Raw genomic sequence first — 19,538 nt, 5'->3', positions numbered from 1 at the left:
GCTTAACCACCCCGTCAAAAATTCTTTGAATTTTCGCCACCCCTCAGGGGAGGGGAATTGTGATCCGACAAATATCTGTCGTCTTAAAGAATTCAGTTTTCAAATAATTTAAGTCCTCTGTATTTTCTACAAAGCTTTAAACTTATATTAAAGTGCTAAAAATATCCTTCCCTGTGTTTAAAATTATAGCAATAGGAAAACCGGATACCTTAAAATGATAATATTGGTTAAATAAAGTGGAATTCTGCTTTAAAAATCGCAAATTTGCATAGGCAGTTTTTTATAAACTTTACAGGGGAAATGAAGAATTGCCGGATAGAAAATATTGTCATATTTTAGTCAGCAATCAAGTACATAATTAATGATTTTTGTAACGGGTGCAACCGGAATCCTGGGAAGGGTGATTGTTTTGGAACTTCTGAAAAAAGGGAAAAACGTTCGTGCCTCCAAAAGACCGGGCAGCAATTTAAACGATGTAAGGCATTCTTACGGCTTCTATACAGAGAATCCTGATGATTTTTTTAACAAGATCGATTGGGTAGATGTAGATTTTGATGATATTGATGCTCTTCAGGAGGCGTTAAAAGATGTAGATGAGGTGTATCACTGTGCCGCAAAAGTAGGTTTCCATCCCCATGACGAAAAAGAAATGTACCATACCAATGTGAAAGGTACTGAAAATCTGCTGTTTGCCTGTGAAGGTTCGGGAGTGAAAAAATTTCTTCATGTAAGTACCATTGCTGTTCTGGATATTTTTAATGAAAAAGGAGAATTAGACGAAAATTCAGAGTTTAATCCCAAAGAAGAACATTCTGCCTATGCCATTTCTAAACATCTTGCTGAAATGGAGGTGTGGAGAGCTTCTGCGGAAGGTCTGAATACCATCATCGTGAATCCCGGAATGATCATCGGAAGTGGAAACTGGGGCCAAAGCAGTGGTGATATATTTCCTACTTTTGAAAATAATAGCTTTACCTTTTCCGGTGGAACCAGTTATGTAGATGTTAGGGACGTTGCACAGATTTCCATTCAGCTGATGGAGAAAAATGCTTTCGGGGAACGGTTTATTCTGATTTCCGAAAATAAAAGATATGCAGATCTTGGAAAACAGATCAGGTCCCGGCTTGGACTGAAAGATGCGAAAGTCCTTACAAGATTTCAGTTGAATCTGGGGCGGTTGGCCAATATTCTTTTCGGCTGGCTGATTCCAAAGTTGAGAATCATTACAAAATCAAATATTGAAGCCATATCATCACTCAATACCATTTCCAATCAGAAAATTAAAAAAGAGCTTGATTATCAGTTTATTCCTTTAAAAGAAAGTGTTGATTTTCATCTTAAAAATTATATTAACGACAAAAAGCTGAATTCATGAATCTTGCAGCAGCAATAATCCTTAAAAATGTAGAAAAACATCCGGTAAAATCAGCAATAGGCTTTAAAAAGAAAGATGAAGTCTGGAAAGAGCTGAGCTGGAAAAAATTCGGTGAGATCGTTTTTAAAACAGCAAATGCACTGAAAAATGCAGGAATTCAGGAAAATGATAAAGTAGCCATTTACTCAGATAACTCTTCCGAATGGATGACTGTTGATCTTGCTTCAATGGCAATTGGTGCCATTACTGTACCTGTATATTCTACCAATAATGCAGAGCAGGCAGAATATATCATCAGTGATTCTTCGGCAAAAGCTGTACTTGTCGGCAGCCAGGAACAGTATGATGCCTGTCTGGAAATTTTACAGAAAGAAGAAAGCGGGCTGGAAACCATTATTGTTTCTAAAAAATCGGTTTGGATCAAAAAAGAATTCAACAGTTTTTATCTGGAAGATTTCATTGCCAAATCATCTCCCAAGCTGGAAATCTGTAAAAAAGAATATGACGATACAGCTACCCTGATCTATACTTCCGGAACAACGGGAACTCCTAAAGGCGTTATGCTTACCCATGGAAATTTTATCAAAGCTTTCGATTCCCATTTTGAGTTTTTTAAATTTAAGAACTTTGAAGAAGAACTGTCGCTGGCCTTCCTTCCATTAAGCCATGTCTTTGAAAGAAGCTGGAGTTTGCTTTGCCTGTATGGTGGTGCAAGAGTATATTTCCTGGAGGATCCTAAAAATATTGCCAAAGCGCTGGAAGAAGTAAAACCTACCACAATGTGTGCTGTACCGAGATTTTTTCAGAAAGTATATGCCGGAGTTCTGGAAAAAGCAGAAGAAGGTTCTTCACTAAAGAAAAAGATCTTCGATTGGGCGTTGGCAACAGGCTGGCAGACTGCAGAGCTTAGAAGAAATGAAAAACCGGTTCCTTTTGGTTTGAAACTGAAGGAATCCGTTGCAGATATGCTGGTTTTCAGTAAAATTAAAGAAAGAATGGGCGGCAGACTGTGGTTTTTACCTTGTGGAGGAGCATCGCTTTCGCCGGAAGTTACCAAATTCTTTGATTCAGTGGGAATTCACATCACAGTAGGATACGGACTGACTGAAACAACCGCTACACTGACCCTTTTCCCATTGACCCATTTTGAGCATGGAACAAGCGGAAAACCTTTACCTGGCGTAGAAATCCGTATTGGTGAAGGTGATGAGATTCAGGCTAAAGGAAACGGCATTATGAAAGGATATTACAACAAGCCTGAAGAAACACAGAAAGTCTTTACAGAAGACGGATGGTTCAAAACCGGAGATGCAGGAAAATTCGATGATAAAGGCAACCTGATTATCACGGACAGGATCAAAGATTTGATGAAAACCTCCAACGGGAAGTATGTGGCACCGCAGCAGATCGAGAATTTGCTTACGAATAATAACTTTATCCAGCAGATCATGCTTGTGGCAGAGGGAAGACAGTTTGTTTCCGCGCTTATCGTTCCGAATTTTGAGTTTCTGCAGGATTTTATCCAAAAAAACAATATTCCTTTTACCAATTGGGAAGAAGCAATGAAAGACGAGAAGATTATTGCTTTGTATAAGGACAAAATTAAAGAATTACAGGTTCATCTTGCAGATTATGAGAAAGTGAAAAAGTTCACATTAATGCCTGCAGAGTTTGATATCAATACCGGAGAAATAACTCCGACACTGAAAGTCAAGAGAAATGTGGTTCTTAAAAAATATGCAGATATTATAGAGAAAATGTATTAAAATAGAGCTGGATCAACCACAAAAGATACAAAAGCTTTTTATTGAAAAACTTTAGAGCCCTTAAGTTGAAAAGTTTTAATGTTTTGAAAATAAAAAGTTCACATAAAATGAAAATCAAAGATTTTCGGAAGCTGGAGTGGTCTTTAATATGTAGCTTTATTTAAACTTAAAATAACTAAAGTGTTAAGATTCTTTTGTAGCTTTTGTGGTTAAAAAAAGAGTTTTATTATTTTAAATCAGATTATGACAACACAAGAATTTCTGGGAAAACAAAATTTTACCATTAATAATCAGACAGTTTCAGACAGCTGTCCTTCCAATATCGCCCTGATTAAATATTGGGGTAAATATGCCGGTCAGATCCCTGCAAACCCAAGCATCAGTTTTACTTTAAACCATTGCAAAACCAATACATCTATAGAGTTTTTTGCCAATGAAGCTTTTTCTGTACAAACTTTCCTGGCAGGCAATGAAGAGACGAAATTTGCTGAAAAAATAGAAAAGTACTTTAAAAATATTGAGCAGTACCTTCCATGGATTCTGAAGGGAAAATATATCATCAGAACAGAAAATACCTTTCCGCACAGTTCCGGGATTGCAAGTTCTGCTTCCGGGTTTGGAGCCATTGCAAAGTGCCTGATGAAGCTGGATGAAACCTTTTCAGGGAAATCATCTGAGGAAGAATCATTAAGAAAAGCCTCATTTCTGGCCAGATTGGGGAGTGGAAGTGCCTGCAGAAGTTTGTATAACGGGCTTGTAGTGTGGGGAGTGTCGGATGAGGTAGAAGGAAGCTCAGATCTGTTTGCTGTGAAATATCCCGATAATGAAATTCATGAAATATTTAAAAACTTTAATGACTGGGTTTTATTAATTCATGAAGGGCAGAAAAGTGTATCCTCAACCGTAGGACATGGCCTGATGAATACCAATCCGTACGCGGAAAGGAGATTTCAGGAAGCAAGAGAAAACTTTTTTCCCATGAAGGAAATTCTAAAAAACGGCAACCTGGAAGAATTTATCAAATTGGTAGAACATGAGGCACTTACCCTTCATGCCATGATGATGATGAGTGATCCTGCCTTTATCCTGATGAAAACCGGAACACTGGAGGTAATCAATAAAATCTGGGATTTTAGAAAAGAAACTGGCCTGCCGTTGTTCTTCACGCTGGACGCCGGAGCCAATGTTCATCTTCTGTTCCCCAACAACGGATCCGAAGATAAGATCAAAGCATTCATCGAAACAGAATTACTTCAGCACACCCAGAAAAACGGAGTAGTGAAGGATGTAATGATATTTTAAAAAATATAACACAAACACCTGCGTGATCTGCTAAATCTGCGAACGAAAAACTCTCGCAGATTTAGCAGATCACGCAGATTCTTTTGAGCTTTAAGTTAAAAAGTCAGTTTAAGAAAAACTTCTGTAATGATCTTTTTAGTTCAAAATGTTGAATGTTTTACTGAAAAGGAGCATTCAGGAAATCATTGAACGGTTTCATCAGTTTAAAGATTTTCGTTAGGTTTTTTATAGCATTTTTGTCAAGGATTTCTTCATCTTTCAGGGAATATACCACAATAAAATTCTTTAGTTTCAGATATTCACCCATTGGATCTTCCTTTTCAAATCCCTGAGGAATTTTTTTCAGTTTATCATCCTGATCAAGTTCTGGAAAGTGTTTTTTAAAATCTTTCTGATTAATAATTTTAAGAAAATCCTCACCGTACAAAGAAATTTCTTTTCTTACTTCTTTCAGGACGGAAGATTCTGGCATGTAAATACCACCCGCTAGGAAAGATTTTCCCGGTTCCAGATGAAGGTAATAGCCTCCTTTCTGGCTGCCTTTACCCATTCCCAGAGAGGCTCCGAAGTTAGTTTTATAGGGTGATTTGTCTTTTGAAAACCGTGTATCTCTGTAAATCCTGAATAATGTTTTTTTGCCGTCAATTTTCCCCAGTTCCTCATCAAAACCTGACATTTCTTTGATCAAACCGTCCAGGAAGGCAATTACGTTTTCCTGAGCTTCCGTGTAAGCGGCTTTGTTATCATTAAACCAATCACGGTTATTATTAATTGTAAGATTTTGTAAAAATTTCAGGGTTTCCGGCTTTATCGTATTCATGTTTTTAAAATTTAATAGGTGTGTTTTTAATTTATTTAACCAAGTTAAAAAATAAACTTATGCTGACCAAAAATATAATATATTGTGAAATGTATTAAAAATGTGGAACATATTTTTTATTTTAAATAACCTGGAAGCAGAGCTTTTATCATACACAGTCTGGAGTTAGAAATAGCCGATAAATCCAGTAATAATAGGGGGCGTGTAAGTTTATAAAATCAAACGTTTTAAAATGAAAATTTTATGTTGAATCATGCTATTTTTGAAAATTCATAAATAATAGCGAAAAAATCAATCCAATTTAATAAAAAAAATAATGTTTAACATCTTTTTAACGCGAGGCCTGTTTTTTTGGATTTAATTTTTAAAAAATTAAAAATATATTAGAGGATTCTGAATTAAAGTTTACATATTTAAAACTTTATTCAAAAACAAATCAAATATTTGTTGTATCTTTGCAAAAATTTTAAAATATTTAATGAATTTATTTACGGAGTCCAATTTAAGTCCTGACATTCTTAAGGCAATTGGCGAACTGGGCTACGAAAGCCCGACAGAAATCCAAAAACAGACTATCCCTTTCATTCTTTCAGATATTCGCGACTTGATCGCACTTGCGCAGACAGGGACAGGCAAAACAGCAGCGTTTTCGCTTCCGATTTTGGATATGATTGACGATACGAGTCGCAAAATCCAATTATTGGTGCTTTGTCCGACACGGGAATTATGTCTTCAGATTTCTAAAGACATAAAAAATTACTCCAAGTACATGAGAGACATCAAAACCACAGCGGTTTACGGTGGAAGCAGTATTATGGATCAGATTCGCTCTTTAAAGGATAAGCCGCAAATTATTGTAGGTACTCCGGGAAGAGTAATCGACCTTATCAACAGAAAAGCACTTGATTTTTCGGCTATTCATTGGTTAGTTTTAGACGAAGCTGATGAAATGCTTTCTATGGGTTTCAAAGATGAATTGGAAACAATTCTGAGCGAAACGCCGGATACAAAGCAGACTTTCTTATTCTCGGCTACGATGAATAAAGAAGTGGAAAGAATTTCCAAAAACTATCTTACCAACCCACACCGTATTTCTGTAGGTTCTATTAACGAGGTTAAGAAGAACATTAAGCATGAATACTATGTGGTAGGATACCGTCAGAAAAAAGAAGCTCTTAAGAGATTAATTGATGCCAATCCAAACCAGTATTCTATTCTTTTCTGCAGAACAAGAATGGAAACTCAGGAAGTGGCAGATTTCTTAATGCAGAATGGTTATGCAGCTGATGCGCTTCACGGTGACCTTTCCCAGGCGCAGAGAGATACGGTAATGAAGAAATTCAGACTGAAAAACATTGATATTCTTGTAGCGACAGACGTTGCAGCAAGAGGATTGGATGTAAACTCTTTAACACACGTGATCCACTATTCTTTACCTGATGATCCGGAAGTATTCGTTCACAGAAGCGGAAGAACCGGTAGAGCTGGAAAAGACGGGGTTTCAATGGCGCTGATTAAGCCTGAAGAAAGCAGAAAGCTGAAACAGATCAAATCTGCAACGAAAATTGAGATCACAGAGAAAACAATACCAACCGGTAATGATATTATCAAAGCTCAGGTAGGAGGTGTTTTCGAAAAATTATTTACAGAACACGAAGAAGATATTTTCGAATTTGATGACAGCCTGATCCCGGATCTGAGCGCGTTCACCAAAGAAGAACTGGTTCATAAACTATTGCAGTTCCAGCTGAAAGATCTTGCTCTTTATTACAAAGACAAGCATGATCTTATCGAGCAGAAACTAAGCAGCAGAGATGATGATTATTCCAGAAGAGACAGAGGTCGTGACAGAGACAGGGACAGAGGAAGAGACCGCGATGGAAGAAGCAGAGACAGAGAGCGTGGCGGAAAACCTAGAAGAAAGGATGAGAACATGGTAAGGTTCTTCTTCAACTTAGGGAAAAAAGACCAGTTGAAAAAGCTTGATGTTTTAGATATCATCAATAAAGCTACCGCCGGAAAAAGCAAAAAAAGAGCGGAAATCGGTGACATTGAAATTTTAGAGAAATTCTCTTTCTTTGAAGTGGAAAAATCTTTCCAGGAAAATGTAATGAGCAATATTCCTTCAATGAAGTTCAGAGGGAAAGAAATGAGAGCTGAAGTAGCAAACTAAGGCATCTCCATAAACATAAAAAACCGGCTTTTAGTCGGTTTTTTTGCTTGATAATCAGGTGATAATCGAATGTTAACAAAACTTAATGTTATATTGTTTCAGGGCAAATCCTTTTTTAGGAAATTTGCACTCAAATTATAAATACATAAAAATGGGAATTGGTAATATTTTCCACGCTTTTCAACCAAAAGATAAAATTTTCTTTGTACTTTTTGAAAAAGTAACGGAGAACCTAGTTGCAATGTCTGAAGACTTTAACAATGGAATCAAAGATTTCGATCTTAATGACGACACCATGTTGAAAAAAATGAGCGACTATGAGCACAAAAATGATGAACTTACCCATGAGATCTTTGTTGAATTAGGAAAAAACTTCATTACACCGTTCGACCGTGAAGATATTCATACCCTGGCAACCGGCCTTGATGATATCGCAGATTATATCTACGCTTCCACAAAATACATCTTCCTATACAAATCGCCTGAAATGAAGGCTTATTCAGATTTTTCATTACTGATCCACAAAGCTTGTCTTGAGATCCAGAATGCGATGAAAAACCTGAAAGGTTTCAAAAATATGGACCAGGTAAAAGAAGCATGTATCAAAGTAAACTCTATTGAAAACATTGCAGACGACCTGCTTTCCAACTCAATGGTGGATCTTTTTGAAACCAATGATGCCATCAACATTATCAAAGTTTCATCCGTACTTAATTATCTTGAAGTAGTAACTGATAAAGCAGAAGATGTTGCCAACACGATTGAGAACATCATGATTAAATACGCTTAATACAATTATAACTCACAGAAATGGAATTTCCGATTTTACTTACGGTTATTATTGCGTTAGCTTTAATTTTCGACTATATCAATGGTTTTCATGACGCAGCCAATTCAATTGCAACCATTGTTTCTACCAAGGTTTTAACCCCTTTTCAGGCGGTACTTTGGGCAGCACTATGGAACTTTGCCGCTTTTTTTATCGCCGCATACATCATCGGCGAATTTAAAATTGGTAATACCATTGCAAAGACGGTTAATGAGAATTTTATCAACCTTGAAGTTATATTTTCCGGTCTTGTAGCTGCCATTGCGTGGAACCTTCTAACCTGGTGGTTTGGAATTCCTTCCTCATCATCCCATACCCTGATCGGAGGGTTTTTAGGGGCAGCGCTAATGCATGCCTTCATGATGGATTACCATGATATAGCAGCAGCACAACCCAATTTAGGTTTCATAGAAACCTGTAAACATGCCTTTCATCAGGTAACGACACAAAGCGTTGTGAAATTTGACAAAGTAATTCCTATTTTCCTGTTCATTTTTATGGCTCCGATAATAGGGATGATCATTTCGATCATTATTACATTGATCATCGTTCATTTATACAAAAAATCCAATCCGCATAAGGCAGATCAGTCTTTCAAAAGACTACAGCTGGCTTCATCAGCTTTATTCAGCTTGGGACACGGTCTGAATGACGCCCAGAAAGTAATGGGAATCATTGGAGCGGCTTTGATCTACTATCACGTAGAAATGCTGCAGGACCCTGTATACCTTAATATTCCTTCTGCAGGACGTTTTGATTATTTTGCAGAACATTACCTTTGGGTTCCGTTAGTTTCTTTCTTAGCCATCGGTTTAGGTACCATGAGCGGAGGGTGGAAGATCATCAAAACGATGGGAACCAAAATTACGAAGGTAACTTCTCTTGAGGGAGTAAGTGCTGAAACAGCGGGAGCTATTACATTATTCATTACGGACCACTTCGGTATTCCTGTATCTACTACCCATACGATCACAGGTTCTATTATTGGGGTTGGTTTGACGAAAAGAGTTTCTGCCGTAAGATGGGGAATTACAGTAAGCCTTCTTTGGGCATGGGTACTTACCATTCCTATTTCAGCTATTGTAGCAGGAGTTACTTATCTAATTGTAACTTTTCTGACTTAATTTAAACCGTAGAATATATCATATAAACTTTGTCCTTCCGGGCAAAGTTTTTTGTTTTATAAAGCCCTGAAAAATTGTATTTTTGTTCAAATTAAAAGATTTTATGGAATTTTTAGACAGATACCAGCAGATCGTTGCTGACGCCATCACGAAGTATACTTTTAAAGACAAGCCTGCGGAACTTTATGATCCTATGAACTACATCATTTCCCACGGTGGAAAACGTCTTCGTCCTATTATGGTACTGATGGCCTGTGACCTGTTCGGAGGAGATCTTAAACAGGCAATAAAGCCGGCGCTGGCTATTGAATTTTTCCATAATTTCACCCTGATCCATGACGATATTATGGATGAAGCCCCGCTAAGAAGAAATAAACCTACCATTCATACCCTTCATGGGATTAATGTTGGAATCCTTTCCGGAGACGGATTAATGCTTAAAGCCTATAAATTTTTTGAAGATCTTGAGCCCGAAATTTTCAAGGCATGTATCAGGATCTTTACGCATACAGGACTTCTTTTGTGTGAAGGACAGCAGTACGACATCAATTTTGAAACTCAGGAGGATGTTACCTATGATGATTACATCCGAATGATTACCTATAAAACAGGGGTTTTAAGTGCCTCTTCCTTTGAGATAGGAGCGCTTATTGCCAAAGCCAATTTTAAAGATGCCAAAGCGATCTTCAATTTCGGAAAACATATTGGTATTGCTTTCCAGATTATGGATGATTATCTGGATGTATTTGGAGATCAGGCCCAGTTTGGTAAAAAGCATGCCGGAGATATTTATGAAAACAAAAAAACCGTTCTTTATCTTTTAGCGAGAGAACATGCTACAGAAGAAGAAAGAAAAGAACTGGACCACTGGTATAGTAAAAAAACAGACAACATCGACAAAGTATACGGTGTTGAAAAAATCTTCAGAAGAACCAAAGTGGATGAGAAAGCATTGCGCCTGATCGAAAAACATAACGAAATAGGACAGAGCTACCTGGAAAAGATCAATATTCCTGAAGAAAAGAAAAAACCTTTTATAGAACTGGCTAATTATCTGTTGAGAAGAGAGAGCTAATAAGATTGTAGGTAAAAGGTAGCAGGTTGCAGGTTTCAAAGAACGTGCGCTACCTGCCACCTGTTATCTGTCATCTGCTACCTAAGAAAATGAAATTCAGAACTGAAGTTGACATTCCCAAGTCGGAGAAAAAGATCGATGTTGAAGATAAAATATTTTCAATAGGCTCTTGTTTTGCTTCGGAAATGACAGATCTGCTGAGACAGGGACAGCTTCAGACCGTGAATAACCCTTTTGGAACTATTTTTAATCCCTTTTCGATCAGTAATGCTGTTAAAAGGCTCCATGATTCAGAATTTTATACAGAAGATGAGCTGATCACTTTTAACGATGAATTTATCTCTCTGGATCATCACAGCAGCTTCGACAGAAGATACATCCACCAGACCCTGGATGCAATCAATGCCGGCATTGAGGAGGGAAACAGTTTTCTTCAGGATGCAGGCTGGGTCATTATTACTTACGGAACTTCATTTATTTATGAATTTATCCCGAAAAAAAGCTGGCAGCGAACTGTCATAAAATTCCTCAGAAGTTTTTTGAAAAAAGACTGCTTTCTCATCAGGAGCTTACAGATTCCATTTACAATACGGTTTTAAACCTGAAAGATATCTGCCGGGATGATGTGCAGATCTTGTTTACCGTTTCACCGGTCCGGCACACAAAAGACGGGATGGTTGAGAACCAATTGAGTAAATCCAAGCTGATCACAGCAGTTCATGAAACTGTTTCACAACTGGAAAATTGCCATTATCTTCCTGTTTATGAAATACTGATGGATGATCTGCGTGATTACCGTTTTTATAAGGAAGATATGATTCATCCTACTTCTCAGGCGGTCAGCTATATCTTTGATAAATTCGGTGAAGCCTATTTTTCAGAGGAGACGAAAAGTTTTATCAAAGAAAATTTTAAGATCAATAAAGCACTGCAACACAGGACGGATGATGAAAAAGATCCGAAATATATTGAGTTCAGAGAAAAATTAAGCCAGAGGATTGAAATTCAGAGGGGGAAAGTAAGGCATAAAATATTTTCAGATGATTGATTTCACTACTCTTGAATATCTTCAGTCCGGAAATGAAAGACAGAAAAGAGCATATGAAGTCCTTACAAAGCATAAGGTTTTTGAGAAACTGAAGCCCTATTCTCCGGTGCTGGCAGGAACCGTTCCTATCGGGATTGATATTGAAAGCAGTGATCTGGACATTATTTGCGAAGTAGATCTTCGTTTTGAAGAAGATTTTCTGGATGATATCATGTTCAGCCGGTTAATACCTGCAGACGCAGATGTAAAAGTTGAAAACACTATCATAGAAGGAGAAAAAAGTATTGTTCTGAATTTTATGCTGGAAGAATTTCCAATAGAGATTTTCGGGCAGAACAAACCGGTACTCGCTCAGAATGCCTACCGGCATATGATGGCGGAATACAGAATATTAAAAGAGAAAGGAGAAGATTTTAAACATAAAATAATAGAACTTAAAAAACAAGGAATCAAGACCGAGCCGGCGTTCGGTTTATTAATGGACTTGAAAAACCCGTATAAAGATCTGTTAAAATTTTAAGAAAATGATTGATACACATACCCATTTATACGCAGAAGAATTTGATGAAGACAGAAAAGAAGCGATCCAGCGGGCGTTGGATAAAGGAATTACAAAATTCTATCTTCCTGCCATCGATTCGGAATCACATGAAAAAATGCTTCGGCTGGAAACCGAATATCCCGGACAGATCTTTTCTATGATGGGGCTTCATCCATGCTATGTAAAACCGGAATCATGGGAAAAAGAGCTGGAAATTGTTAAAAATTATCTTGATCAGAGGGATTTTCCTGCAATAGGGGAGATCGGTATCGATCTTTATTGGGATAAGACAACGCTTGATATCCAGGTAAAAGCTTTTGAGCAGCAAATCGACTGGGCCATAGCAATGGATCTTCCTATTGTGATCCATACAAGAGAGAGCTTTGATGAAACATTTGAAGTATTGGAAAGAAAAAACATCCGAAACTCCGCGGAATTTTTCATTGTTTTTCAGGAGATCTGGAACAAGCTAAACATGCGATTGATCTCAATTTTATATTAGGAATAGGAGGGGTGGTGACCTTTAAGAATGGAAAAATAGATCAGTTTCTGGAAGAAATTTCTTTGGAGAAGATCGTTCTGGAGACAGATTCTCCCTATCTTGCCCCGGTTCCACATAGAGGAAAAAGAAATGAAAGCTCCTATCTTGATCTGGTAGCTGGAAAACTGGTGGATATTTATGGTAAAGACTTTTCCGAGATCGATAAAATTACTACAGAAAACGCAAAGAAAATTTTCAGCAATTAAATTTTTCAGATGAATAAAAATTTAAGTTTTGCAAAATATAGCACAATCAGTTTGATGCTATTCATCATTTATTTTGTAATTAATTTTTTATTTCTTACAAAATATGGGATCAGGCAGTCAGTGGTTCCGATTAGTATTCTGATCATTGGTTTTACTGCTGTACATCTTTCAATATTTTTTTTAGAAAAAACCAGTTTTTAGTAAAAAATCTGAACAAAAAATCTGTTTATCTGCTGTTGGGTGCTTTTACTGTTTTCTATATTGTGTTATGTCATATCATGAAAGATCCGTATAAAATGAATATAGACCGCTGGCAGACTCTGGATTTTTCAATGGATTATTGGATTCATGGCGAATATATTTATGCCAAACGTAATTTCATGGGGAATTTATCCTCTTATCTTCCGGGGCAGCTTCTGCTGTCTCTTCCATCATATATTTTAGGAAATCTTGGATATGTTCAGGTGATGGCTTTTTTGTTGTTTGCCGGGGCAATTCTGCAGGAATTTAAAAGTAATCTGATAAGGTTTACAGCAATACTGATGTTGGGAATATCTTTGTCATACATCTACGAAGCGGTTTGCAAGAGTGATTTTATTTCCTCTTTTATATTTTCGGCTGCATTTATTCTTTTCTGGCACAGTAAATTTAAAGATAATTATTTTCAAAAGCCTGTACTATTAGGAGTCTGCCTTGGCGTTTTATTCTTAACCAGAAGTGTAGCTGTTATTCCCTTGATCATATTTTTGTTGAAACCCTTTCTGGCTGCTAATCAAACCCTTCAGATAAAAACAGTACTAACTTTTCTGATTACTGTAGCAATACTTCTTGTGACCATTTTCCTTCCTGCTAAGAATCTCGATTATATTTTGCAGTATAATCCGCTGAACCTTCAGGGACAGAGTAATAAACTGGTCATGCTGTTTTTTCTGGCGGCTGCTATTTTCTTGTCCTTTTATGCTAAAAACATAAATGAAGTATTTTATTTTTCGGCTTATATTGTATTTTTTGTCATGCTTGGTTTCGTGCTGGAAAAGTATCTGTATTTTGGGATTAGCTTTCAGGACAATTTTTTCCGACAACTTATCTGGCCGCTTGCCTTCCTTTTAGTATAATTGGGTACTGCTTTTCAGTTAAAAGGGAATTGGAAAGTCCTGGATTAATTTAATGTAAATATGATCCGGAAGGAAAAAGTTCAGGAAACTCAAAAGAATACCTGCTGAAATATATTGAAAATAAAATACCCTTTTGAGTTTTGCGAATACACATTAAAAAGCTTCTCATTGAGAAGCTTTTTCTTATTTTTTTCTGGTGAAATTTTTATTCTTAGGTTTCTTAAATCCTGTAGTAGGTGTACTGCTAGCCGGCTTATTGTTATTCTGAGGTTTTGGAGATCTCGAAGGTCTTCTTTCGCTGCCAGCTGCCATAGGCTTGTTATTGGAGTCCCTTTTCTGCGCTACCAGATTATCGGTATGGAAAGGGTGGTCCTTTACCACAGGAATTTTCTTCCCAATCAGTTTTTCCGTATTTCTTAAGTTCAGGAGATCAAGGCCATCTACAAAAGAAATTGAAGACCCCTCTGCTCCGGCTCTTCCCGTTCTTCCGATTCTGTGAACATATGTTTCGGAAACGTCGGAAAGTTCGAAGTTAATAACGTATTTAAGCTCATCAATATCAATTCCTCTTGCAGCGATGTCTGTGGCCACCAGAATCCTTGTTTTTCCTGACTTAAAATTATTCAGGGCATTCTGTCTTGCATTCTGAGATTTGTTCCCGTGAATGGCTTCTGCTGAGATATTATCTTTCTGAAGCTTTCTGGCAATTTTGTCGGCACCGTGCTTCGTTCTTGAAAATACAAGCACCGAATCTGCAATATCATTTTTAAGGATATGAGAAAGAAGGTTCAGTTTATTATCTTTCTCAACAAAGTAAACGGATTGTTTGATCGTTTCTGCGGTGGAAGAAACAGGAGTAACTTCTACCTTTACAGGATTATTTAAAATGGAGTCCGCCAGTTTCTGAATTTCAGAAGGCATTGTTGCTGAAAAGAACAAAGTCTGTCTTCTCTGCGGAAGAAGCTTGATGATTCTTTTTACATCATGTACGAAACCCATATCAAGCATTCTGTCTGCCTCGTCAAGGACAAAGATCTCCAGATTCTTTAAGCTGATAATTCCCTGGGCGATAAAATCCAGCAGTCTTCCAGGAGTTGCTACCAGGATATCAACACCTTTTCTTAAGGCTGCTTCCTGATTTCCCTGCTTTACACCTCCGAAAATTACAAGTTGCTTAAGCGGAAGATATTTTCCGTATGCATTGATGTTTTCCTCGATCTGGATGGCAAGTTCTCTTGTCGGCGTTAAGATCAGGGCTTTTATATGATTATTTTTGGTTTTGCTTTTTGATAAGTTCTGAAGAATAGGAATTGCAAACGCCGCTGTTTTTCCTGTTCCTGTCTGTGCGCATCCTAAAAAGTCACTTCCTTTTAGGATTTCAGGGATAGATCTCTCCTGAATGGGCGTTGGGTTGGTATATCCCTGTTCCTGAATTGCTTTGGCAATAGGTTCTATTAAGTTTAGTTCTGTAAAATTCAAATGAATGTTTTTTTAATTTAAAGTAAAATTCCCTCAATGTGAAGGAATTATAAGATACAAAGGTAGTTTAAATATTTTTAAACGGATTATTTTACCTTTGTCCACTGTTGGTTGTGTCTCAGTTCTTCAATGAATGTATAGACTTCTTTCAGCTTTTCACTTCCGTTTTTGCCATAATCTTCTACATTTTTGGAAGTTCCGTCTGTAAAATTAATTCTCAGATATGAAGTAGGAAGATCTGTTACGTTTCTTGTTCCGTAATTGTCTTTCAGGTTTTTAACGTCAAGACTGTTTAGCAGAGAGACCAGTTTGTTGTAATCCGCTTCTTTGATTGTTCCTTTAAAAGTCCCTTCGCGGGGTTTGGAAAATTCCCCTTTTGAAAAATCTTTGGAAAAGTTGAAATGTTCAGCCTCAAGTAGAGCTGTCCTATCAGAGTTGATCGTCAATTTAAAAATGGGACATGAGCCGAAGCACGGACCTGCCTCATATTCAATTTTAGAATATTTTGAATCGGTTTTCTGTGTAGTACAGGAAAATAAGAATATAAATGCGCAAAGACTGAGTATATATTTCATAACGGATGATTTTCCTGATTTCTTTCAAGAATTATTCCAAACGGAAACTGTTCAGGCGTTGTTGATTATTCCAGCGATGAAACACAACAGCCTTTGGTAAATGATAATCTTAAAAGAACAGATTCTATATCCATTGATTCATAATACTTTGCTCTTTTTTTGTCCTTATTGTAATAGGAATAGCTTTTTATTTCGCCTTTGTCAAAGGTTATTTTATTTTTGAAGAACAACGGTTCCATGTCATACAGGATATTATTGTTGAAACCTTGGTCACTGTTGGTAATGTCCAGCTCAATGATTCCTAAATTCGTTCTTCCTTTATCATTACGGATAAGATTATAGGTATAATGAACCAGATCATTGTCTGCTTTCTTTTCAACCAGCTCCAGAATCTGGTCTGTTTTCGGTTTTTTCTTTTTCTGATATCGGCAATTTCGGATTCTAAAGAAATATCACCTTTGAAATAGTCAAAATTTCCGGGTCTAATATCTTTCTTTTCATCTTTGATCAAAACAGGAAGAACAGGGTTGGTTTCCTTGTTTAAATTATAAATAACTCCATTTCTGCTGTTGTTAAAATACAGGACAGATAAATCGGCATCACTCACAAAATACTGGATGTCTTCACTCATCTCACGAGTTGTGCCCTGATCTGTAGCTTTATCGTAAGTAAATCTGTATTTTAACCTTTTATTAAATTCGTACCTAAAAAACGCCTTATCACTTAAAGGCGCCGGTTCATTTATTTTGGATGGTTCCAAAGATGAATCGCTGTCCTGTGCGTATGTCAGGGCAGGCAGAAGAAATGAAACAAAAATAACAGCGGGTGCTGTTATTTTTTTTAATGAGTGTATCATCTTATCCGTGAAGTTTTTTCCAGACTGCGTCTTTCAGTTCTACGAGGCCTTCTCCGGTGACGCCGGAGAAAAATAGCGGCTGTCTGTTTTCCGGGAATTCTTTAGAGATTTCCTTTTTCAGCTCATCATCCAGAAGGTCGGATTTTGAAATAGAAACAATGAAATCTTTATCCAGAAGTTCAGGATTGTATTCCTTCAATTCATTTTCCAGAATTTTAAACTCCTGGAAATGGCTTTCAGAATCAGCCGGAATTAAGAATAATAAGATGGAATTTCTTTCAATATGTCTTAAAAACCTGTGTCCCAAACCTTTTCCTTCAGCAGCACCTTCAATGATTCCCGGAATATCTGCCATTACAAATGATTTGTAATTTCTGTAATCCACAATCCCAAGATTGGGAGTCAGGGTTGTAAATGCATAATTGGCAATCTTCGGTTTTGCCGCAGAAACTGAGGCAAGAAGGGTAGATTTTCCGGCATTTGGAAAGCCAACCAAACCTACATCGGCCAAAATTTTAAGCTCGAATACAACGTAGCCTTCCTCGCCATCCATTCCCGGCTGTGCGTATCTTGGAGTCTGATTGGTAGATGATTTGAAATGTTCGTTCCCTTTTCCACCTTTTCCTCCCTGCATTAAAATGATCTCCTGCTTGTCTTCAAGGATTTCGCCGATAATTTCTCCATCTTCATTTTTAGCAATGGTCCCGATTGGAACATCGATATAAATATCAGCACCGTCGGCACCGGTCAGCTGGTTTTTAGCTCCGTTTTCACCACGTTCCGCTTTGATGTGGCGGGTGTATCGGAGTGGAAGTAAAGTCCATTCCTGAGCATTTCCTCTCATGATGACGTGTCCGCCACGACCGCCGTCGCCTCCGTCAGGACCCCTTTAGGAATATATTTTTCACGGCGAAGGTGTGCAGAACCAGCACCTCCGTGTCCGCTTTTACAATGGATCTTTACGTAATCTACAAAGTTAGACATATAGTTTGTGTTGCGGGCTGCTGGTTACGGGGCCAAAAACTGACATCCCGTATCCCGTATCCCGATTATTTTATTTTTTCTACTTCAGCAAAAAGTTTTTGGGAAATTTCATCAATTTCTCCTACGCCGTTTACTTCAACATATTTTCCCTGTTGCTTGTAAAGTTCAGCTACTTCTGCTGTTTTCGTATAATATTCTTTAATTCTGTTTTCAATGATCTCTACATTGCTGTCATCAGATCTTCCGCTGGTTTCACCTCTTTTCAGAAGTCTTTCCACTAAAATTTTGTCTTCTACCACTAAGGAAAGGCAGATATCGATCTTGTCATTCAGTTCTTCTTCAACAATTTTTTCCAGTGCCTGCGTCTGTGCAGTTGTTCTTGGGTAGCCGTCAAAGATAAATCCGTTGGTATCCGTTGGTTTTCTGAGCTCATCGATCAGCATATCCGTTGTTACCTGATCAGGAACCAGTTCTCCCTTATCGATATAAGACTTAGCCAGTTTTCCAAGCTCCGTATCATTTTTCATGTTGTATCTGAAAAGATCACCTGTTGAAATCTGTTTTAAATTGAATTTTTCGATCAGGTTTTGAGCTTGTGTTCCTTTTCCACTTCCTGGAGGGCCGAACAGAACAATGTTTATCATAATGTTGATTCGCTTGCAGCTTTGAGCGATAAGCTTTCAGCCTTTAGCTTTTTTAGTTAATATTTACTTTATTTCGATTTAATATTTAAAGCTAATGGCTAGTAGCCAAAAGCTAATAGCAGTAATTAATGGTTGATCTGTCCTTCTTCCAGCTGATACAGATTTGGAAGATTTCTTCCCAATTCATCATAATCAAGACCATACCCAAGAACAAATTTGTTCGGAATTTCTTTTCCGATATAATCCAGCTTGAAATCTTTTTTGTAAACGTCAGGCTTTAGTAAGAATGAAGCCAGTTTTACAGATTTCGGACGCTGAGTTTCTGTGAAGTATTTGAACAGGCTTTCCACTGTATTTCCCGTATCTACAATATCTTCCACAAGGATGATGTGACGGTCTTTTACATCTTTAGTCAGTTCCATTTTCTGGTATACAATCCCTGTAGATTCTGTTCCTACATACGAGCTCATTTGGATGAAAGCAATCTCGCATTCGCCCGGATAATATTTCAGAAGGTCTGAGAAGAACATGATTACTCCGTTCAGAACACCTATGAAAACAGGGACTTCATCCTTGTAATCTTCATAAATTCTTAAAGCTGTTTCTTTTACAATTTCCTGAATTTCGGCGTCCTTCAGATAAGGAACGAAAGTTTTGTCGTGAACTTTAATGCTTTCCATAAAAAATTTTAGTAGTCGGCAAAGTTAAGGATTTTTGATTAAAATCTTTTCTACTTTTATTCCGGATTTAATAAACATATGGTTTAAAAATAATATCCTGACATAATTCACGATGATTCTGTGAAGCAATTTCCGGAAAACTTAGTATTGCAGGCATTTTTCGCATAGAAAATACTATTTCCAAGAATTTTTATTGTTATAGAAATATTGGTTTTCCTGACATTTGCATTCATTTTTTATATGAAGATTTTATTTTTTTTATTTGAAAAAAATGAATAATTAATAATTTGCTATCTTTGTTGCTCCAAACCCATAATACGAGCATGTAGGATTTAGTTTCTTTCCGATTTACCAAACAGTAACCGATGTGTTGCTGATGTCTAACTATTACACAAGAAAGAAATA

General features: G+C 37.2%; 15 protein-coding genes and 3 pseudogenes. 11 read left to right on the top strand and 7 right to left on the bottom strand.

Annotation, left to right across the window (positions count from 1 at the left end; genetic code table 11):
• Positions 1-361: 361 nt before the first annotated feature.
• The 3 genes from N4G44_RS14440 (at position 362) to N4G44_RS14430 (ending at position 4,443) form a co-directional block, all read left to right on the top strand.
• The gene (locus tag N4G44_RS14440) at positions 362-1,375 is read left to right on the top strand and encodes an NAD-dependent epimerase/dehydratase family protein (protein ID WP_474927906.1); all 1,014 of its coding nucleotides are present in this window, start codon (positions 362-364) and stop codon (positions 1,373-1,375) included.
• Positions 1,372-3,141 (top strand): AMP-dependent synthetase/ligase, encoded by a 1,770-nt coding sequence (locus N4G44_RS14435; RefSeq protein ID WP_474927904.1) that lies wholly within the window; start codon positions 1,372-1,374, stop codon positions 3,139-3,141. The genes N4G44_RS14440 and N4G44_RS14435 overlap by 4 nt, the downstream gene beginning before the upstream one ends.
• Positions 3,142-3,384: 243 nt before the next feature.
• The gene (locus N4G44_RS14430; protein ID WP_474927901.1) at positions 3,385-4,443 is read left to right on the top strand and encodes a diphosphomevalonate decarboxylase; all 1,059 of its coding nucleotides are present in this window, start codon (positions 3,385-3,387) and stop codon (positions 4,441-4,443) included.
• 157 nt (positions 4,444-4,600) lie between these two features.
• Here N4G44_RS14430 and N4G44_RS14425 read toward each other — a convergent pair whose 3' ends face one another.
• On the bottom strand, positions 4,601-5,263 hold the full coding sequence (locus tag N4G44_RS14425) for a DUF2461 domain-containing protein (RefSeq protein WP_474927899.1): 663 nt from the start codon (positions 5,261-5,263) through the stop codon (positions 4,601-4,603).
• A gap of 478 nt (positions 5,264-5,741) precedes the next feature.
• Here N4G44_RS14425 and N4G44_RS14420 point away from each other — a divergent pair, with 478 nt between their 5' ends.
• The 8 genes and pseudogenes from N4G44_RS14420 to N4G44_RS14385 all read left to right on the top strand — a co-directional run bounded on the left by N4G44_RS14420 (position 5,742) and on the right by N4G44_RS14385 (position 13,915).
• Positions 5,742-7,436 carry a DEAD/DEAH box helicase gene (locus N4G44_RS14420; RefSeq protein ID WP_474927896.1) on the top strand — a complete coding sequence of 565 codons (1,695 nt, stop codon included), beginning with the start codon at positions 5,742-5,744 and terminating at the stop codon, positions 7,434-7,436.
• Between the two features lie 151 nt (positions 7,437-7,587).
• Complete coding sequence (locus tag N4G44_RS14415; RefSeq protein ID WP_474927895.1) at positions 7,588-8,226, top strand: DUF47 domain-containing protein; 639 nt, start codon at positions 7,588-7,590, stop codon at positions 8,224-8,226.
• Positions 8,227-8,246: 20 nt separating this feature from the next.
• Positions 8,247-9,389, top strand: coding sequence for an inorganic phosphate transporter (locus tag N4G44_RS14410; protein WP_474927894.1), 1,143 nt, complete (start codon positions 8,247-8,249; stop codon positions 9,387-9,389).
• Between the two features lie 103 nt (positions 9,390-9,492).
• Complete coding sequence (locus tag N4G44_RS14405) at positions 9,493-10,464, top strand: polyprenyl synthetase family protein (RefSeq protein WP_040998754.1); 972 nt, start codon at positions 9,493-9,495, stop codon at positions 10,462-10,464.
• Positions 10,465-10,553: 89 nt separating this feature from the next.
• Positions 10,554-11,512: pseudogene (locus N4G44_RS14400) on the top strand (GSCFA domain-containing protein).
• Complete coding sequence (locus tag N4G44_RS14395; protein ID WP_474927891.1) at positions 11,505-12,032, top strand: DUF4269 domain-containing protein; 528 nt, start codon at positions 11,505-11,507, stop codon at positions 12,030-12,032. Before N4G44_RS14400 ends, N4G44_RS14395 begins: the two are co-directional and overlap by 8 nt.
• Before the next feature lie 4 nt (positions 12,033-12,036).
• A pseudogene (locus N4G44_RS14390) lies at positions 12,037-12,800 on the top strand (TatD family hydrolase).
• Between the two features lie 278 nt (positions 12,801-13,078).
• A complete protein-coding gene (locus tag N4G44_RS14385; RefSeq protein ID WP_474927889.1) occupies positions 13,079-13,915 on the top strand; it encodes a hypothetical protein in 837 nt (278 codons plus the stop codon).
• Positions 13,916-14,098: 183 nt separating this feature from the next.
• Here the strand turns inward: N4G44_RS14385 and N4G44_RS14380 are convergent, their stop codons facing one another.
• From N4G44_RS14380 to N4G44_RS14355, 6 genes and pseudogenes are all read right to left on the bottom strand, one after another.
• Positions 14,099-15,394: a DEAD/DEAH box helicase gene (locus N4G44_RS14380; protein WP_474927888.1), complete on the bottom strand. Its 1,296-nt coding sequence runs from the start codon at positions 15,392-15,394 to the stop codon at positions 14,099-14,101.
• 86 nt (positions 15,395-15,480) lie between these two features.
• Complete coding sequence (locus tag N4G44_RS14375; protein ID WP_474927887.1) at positions 15,481-15,969, bottom strand: DUF6438 domain-containing protein; 489 nt, start codon at positions 15,967-15,969, stop codon at positions 15,481-15,483.
• A gap of 301 nt (positions 15,970-16,270) precedes the next feature.
• Complete coding sequence (locus N4G44_RS14370) at positions 16,271-16,825, bottom strand: hypothetical protein (RefSeq protein WP_474927885.1); 555 nt, start codon at positions 16,823-16,825, stop codon at positions 16,271-16,273.
• A 1-nt stretch (position 16,826) separates the two neighbouring features.
• Positions 16,827-17,809, bottom strand: a pseudogene (gene obgE, locus N4G44_RS14365) (GTPase ObgE).
• A gap of 65 nt (positions 17,810-17,874) precedes the next feature.
• The gene (locus N4G44_RS14360; protein ID WP_474927883.1) at positions 17,875-18,453 is read right to left on the bottom strand and encodes an adenylate kinase; all 579 of its coding nucleotides are present in this window, start codon (positions 18,451-18,453) and stop codon (positions 17,875-17,877) included.
• Positions 18,454-18,578: 125 nt separating this feature from the next.
• Entirely contained in the window at positions 18,579-19,133 is a 555-nt protein-coding gene (locus N4G44_RS14355) for a phosphoribosyltransferase (protein WP_474927880.1), read from the bottom strand.
• Between the last annotated feature and the right edge of the window lie 405 nt (positions 19,134-19,538).

It is taken from the genome of Chryseobacterium sp. GTID13, assembly GCF_056172655.1.
Note: the sequence above shows the minus strand (reverse complement) of the source record. Positions and strands in the feature narration are given on the sequence as shown.

Coding starts and splice junctions, on each gene's coding strand:
- N4G44_RS14375 (WP_474927887.1), bottom strand. CDS start 15,969: ATGAAATATATACTCAGTCTTTGCGCATTTATATTCTTATTTTCCTGT.
- N4G44_RS14420 (WP_474927896.1), top strand. CDS start 5,742: ATGAATTTATTTACGGAGTCCAATTTAAGTCCTGACATTCTTAAGGCA.
- N4G44_RS14385 (WP_474927889.1), top strand. CDS start 13,079: ATGAAAGATCCGTATAAAATGAATATAGACCGCTGGCAGACTCTGGAT.
- N4G44_RS14370 (WP_474927885.1), bottom strand. CDS start 16,825: ATGATACACTCATTAAAAAAAATAACAGCACCCGCTGTTATTTTTGTT.
- N4G44_RS14440 (WP_474927906.1), top strand. CDS start 362: ATGATTTTTGTAACGGGTGCAACCGGAATCCTGGGAAGGGTGATTGTT.
- N4G44_RS14415 (WP_474927895.1), top strand. CDS start 7,588: ATGGGAATTGGTAATATTTTCCACGCTTTTCAACCAAAAGATAAAATT.
- N4G44_RS14410 (WP_474927894.1), top strand. CDS start 8,247: ATGGAATTTCCGATTTTACTTACGGTTATTATTGCGTTAGCTTTAATT.
- N4G44_RS14355 (WP_474927880.1), bottom strand. CDS start 19,133: ATGGAAAGCATTAAAGTTCACGACAAAACTTTCGTTCCTTATCTGAAG.
- N4G44_RS14435 (WP_474927904.1), top strand. CDS start 1,372: ATGAATCTTGCAGCAGCAATAATCCTTAAAAATGTAGAAAAACATCCG.
- N4G44_RS14360 (WP_474927883.1), bottom strand. CDS start 18,453: ATGATAAACATTGTTCTGTTCGGCCCTCCAGGAAGTGGAAAAGGAACA.
- N4G44_RS14430 (WP_474927901.1), top strand. CDS start 3,385: ATGACAACACAAGAATTTCTGGGAAAACAAAATTTTACCATTAATAAT.
- N4G44_RS14395 (WP_474927891.1), top strand. CDS start 11,505: ATGATTGATTTCACTACTCTTGAATATCTTCAGTCCGGAAATGAAAGA.
- N4G44_RS14425 (WP_474927899.1), bottom strand. CDS start 5,263: ATGAATACGATAAAGCCGGAAACCCTGAAATTTTTACAAAATCTTACA.
- N4G44_RS14405 (WP_040998754.1), top strand. CDS start 9,493: ATGGAATTTTTAGACAGATACCAGCAGATCGTTGCTGACGCCATCACG.